Below are 2,664 nucleotides of genomic sequence, written 5' to 3' on the forward strand. Positions count from 1 at the left end.
CTAAGACAAGGGCTTTAAGCCCCTTGCCCCGGAACGTCCCGCCCGCGCCCCTCGCCCCGGAGCGCCCGCGCCGCTTGACTCTAAGCCCCGCCAGGCGCTAAACTCGCAACGTCAACATTCCAAGGCTGGGGTGGCGATGGACCTGGTTCTCGTTACGGGCAACGTGGTTTCCACGGTCAAGGACGCGGGGCTGACGGGGTTCAAGCTCCTGTTGTGCCGGCCTGCCGGCGCCGACGGGAAGCCGACGGGGGACGAGCTGATCTGCGTGGACGCCGTGGGCGCCGGGCCGGGGGAGCTGTGCTTCATCGCCCGGGGATCCTCGGCGCGCCAGACCGAGCCCACCCGCAACCGACCCGTGGACGCCGTCGTCTGCGGCATCGTGGACTCCATCGAGAGCGACGGCCGCGTCGTCTTCCGCAAGCACGGCAAGCCGGACAACAAGCCTGAGGCTTGACGCGGTCGCGCCGGACGCCTCGGCGGACGTTGGTCCGAGCATTTCTAAGATGGTTGGCTTGAGCGTGGTTCGGTGGGTTCCCTAGAAAGCGACGGCGTGCGGCGCGGGGTGGATATGCAACGAGGTAAAGTCACGGGCAGCGTTTGGGCCACCCGCCGGGTGGATGTCCTGGAGGGCGTCCGGCTGGCGCTGGTGCGTCGCCGGGGTCCCGACGGCCGCCTCTCGGACCGCGAGGAGGTGGCCGTGGAGGTGGTGGAGGCCGGCGTGGGCGACGAGGTCCTCCTGGCCGACGGGCGCGAGGCGTCGCTGGCCATGCCCGAGGGGAAAAGTTTCGCCCCGGTGGACCTGGCCGTGGTCGGCGTCCTCGACCGCCAAGATTGGGAAGAAATTTAACCTGCATCCGGCCTGTGACTCGCAGACCTTCGCGGATTACCCCTCACCCCAACCCTCCCCCCAGAGGGGGGAGGGGGGTAGATGAAATGATTCTGGCCCGCGTCGTCGGCAACGTCTTCTGCACCGTCAAGCACCCGGCCCTGACGGGCTACCGCCTGCTGCGCGTGCGGCCCGAGGGCGGGGGGCCGGAGCTGGTGGCGGTGGACACCGTCAGCGCCGGACCCGGCGACCTGGTCATCGTCGGGAACGAGGGCAACGCCGCGCGGCAGATTACGGGCCGCGCCGACATCCCCGCCCGCCATGTCATCGTCGGAGTGGTGGATTCCCTCTACCGGGAAGCCTAGCGTGAGCTCGCTGGTAAAAATCAGTCCCGCACGGGTCAAGAGCCTCCTGGAGCAGTTCCTCCGGGTGGCCGACGTGCACCGCGCGGGCCTCCACGCCAGCCGCGAAAACCACCTGCGCCTCGTCCGCTCCCTGGTGAAGAAGGACCGCCTGGCCCGCCTTGACCAAACGGGGCTCCAGGCCCTCATCGGCACCCTGTGGTCCTTCCGCTTCTGGCGCAACGCGGACTACGTCCTGGAGAACGCCCTGGACGTCGGGCTGCCCAAGGTAAAGGAACACCTCCATGACCTCTTGTACGGGACCGACGACATCGTGCGGCGCTACGACCGCCTCTTCGAATCCCCCCTCCAGTTCGACACGGCGGCCATCTCCGAGCTTCTGTCGGTGAACGAGCCGGAGAAATACGCCGTGCGCAACATCTCCAGCCGCCGGGGCCTCTTCCGCCTGCGGGCCGAGGAACTGCCCCTGGTGACCCACGGCCAGATCGCCGGCGCCCAGTACCTCGCCTACTGCGCGGAGATAGACCGGCTGCGGGAGCGGCTCAACGAGGTGGAGCCCGTTTTCAAGACCCTCTACGACGTGGACTTCTTCCTCTACTTCGCCGCCTACGAGGCGGAGGAAGAGGAGCGGGAATCGCTGGCGCGACTCTTCACCGAGGCGGAACAGAGGCGCCGGACGGCGAGCCCCGCCGGCATCCGGCTCATGCTGCTGGAGCTGGGCGACCGGATGGGGCTGGACGTCTGGGCCGGGGGACCCGATATGAAGAACCTCCGCCGCCGCAAGGACTTCAAGAAGCTGGACCGCGCCCTCGAAGAGCTGCCGGAGGTCTACGACGAGCTCACCGACCGCCTGTTGGCCGACGTGGACGTGGTCTGGTTCGAGGGGAAAAAGGTCGCCGCTCTCTTCGAGGTGGAGCCGGTCGAGGGGTTCACCGAGAACCTCCTGCGCCTGGCGGACCTGGTGACCCACCGGAAGTCTTTCAACGCGCCCATCTACATCGTCGCGCCCGACGACCGGTGGGAGAGCGTGGTTTCCCTGGTCACGCGGCCGACCTTCGAGAATCTGCCACGGCCGCTGGCGGCCTGCTGCCGGTTCCTGCCCGCCACGGCCCTGGAGATGATTCTGGAGAGGCTCGGCGACACCGTTTCCCGGATGACCCCGGGGTCGCTGAAGAAGTTCTCCACCGCGATGGAGTGAGGTCGGGCGCGTGGATACCCTCGTCCGGGGCAAGGGGTTTTAGCCCCTTGTCGCCCCAACCACGGGCGGGTGTGGATACCCGCCCCAACGGCCATATCCGGCGAGGCCCCGTAGGGGCGACCCGTAGGACGAGTCCTCCGCGGTCGCCCGTGCCCACCCCCTCCCACCTCTGGGGGGAGGGCGGGGGAGAGGGGTGTAGCTATTCCCCCTCCTTCCGGGAGCGGCATGTCGACGGGGTTAAGGGTGAGGACTTCCGCCCAGCCCTTGTCCCTTTGGAG

4 protein-coding genes are annotated in these 2,664 nt (G+C 68.3%); all 4 read left to right on the forward strand.

Translation table 11 applies throughout. The annotated features are described in order from the left end of the window. Nucleotides 1–136 precede the first annotated feature (136 nt). The 4 genes from NTW26_01490 (at nucleotide 137) to NTW26_01505 (ending at nucleotide 2,386) form a co-directional block, all read left to right on the forward strand. On the forward strand, nucleotides 137–454 hold the full coding sequence (locus NTW26_01490; protein MCX7020947.1) for a EutN/CcmL family microcompartment protein: 318 nt from the start codon (nucleotides 137–139) through the stop codon (nucleotides 452–454). Nucleotides 455–568: 114 nt separating this feature from the next. After that, nucleotides 569–847: an ethanolamine utilization protein EutN gene (locus NTW26_01495; protein ID MCX7020948.1), complete on the forward strand. Its 279-nt coding sequence runs from the start codon at nucleotides 569–571 to the stop codon at nucleotides 845–847. Nucleotides 848–933: 86 nt separating this feature from the next. Then, the gene (locus tag NTW26_01500; protein ID MCX7020949.1) at nucleotides 934–1,191 is read left to right on the forward strand and encodes a EutN/CcmL family microcompartment protein; all 258 of its coding nucleotides are present in this window, start codon (nucleotides 934–936) and stop codon (nucleotides 1,189–1,191) included. A gap of 1 nt (nucleotide 1,192) precedes the next feature. After that, on the forward strand, nucleotides 1,193–2,386 hold the full coding sequence (locus tag NTW26_01505; GenBank protein ID MCX7020950.1) for a hypothetical protein: 1,194 nt from the start codon (nucleotides 1,193–1,195) through the stop codon (nucleotides 2,384–2,386). Nucleotides 2,387–2,664 lie beyond the last annotated feature (278 nt).

Source organism: bacterium (assembly GCA_026398675.1).
GTDB lineage: Bacteria > RBG-13-66-14 > RBG-13-66-14 > RBG-13-66-14 > RBG-13-66-14 > RBG-13-66-14.

Bases quoted from the DNA above. Each gene is read 5' to 3' on its own strand.
- NTW26_01500 (MCX7020949.1), top strand. From the start codon at position 934: ATGATTCTGGCCCGCGTCGTCGGCAACGTCTTCTGCACCGTCAAGCAC.
- NTW26_01490 (MCX7020947.1), top strand. From the start codon at position 137: ATGGACCTGGTTCTCGTTACGGGCAACGTGGTTTCCACGGTCAAGGAC.
- NTW26_01495 (MCX7020948.1), top strand. From the start codon at position 569: ATGCAACGAGGTAAAGTCACGGGCAGCGTTTGGGCCACCCGCCGGGTG.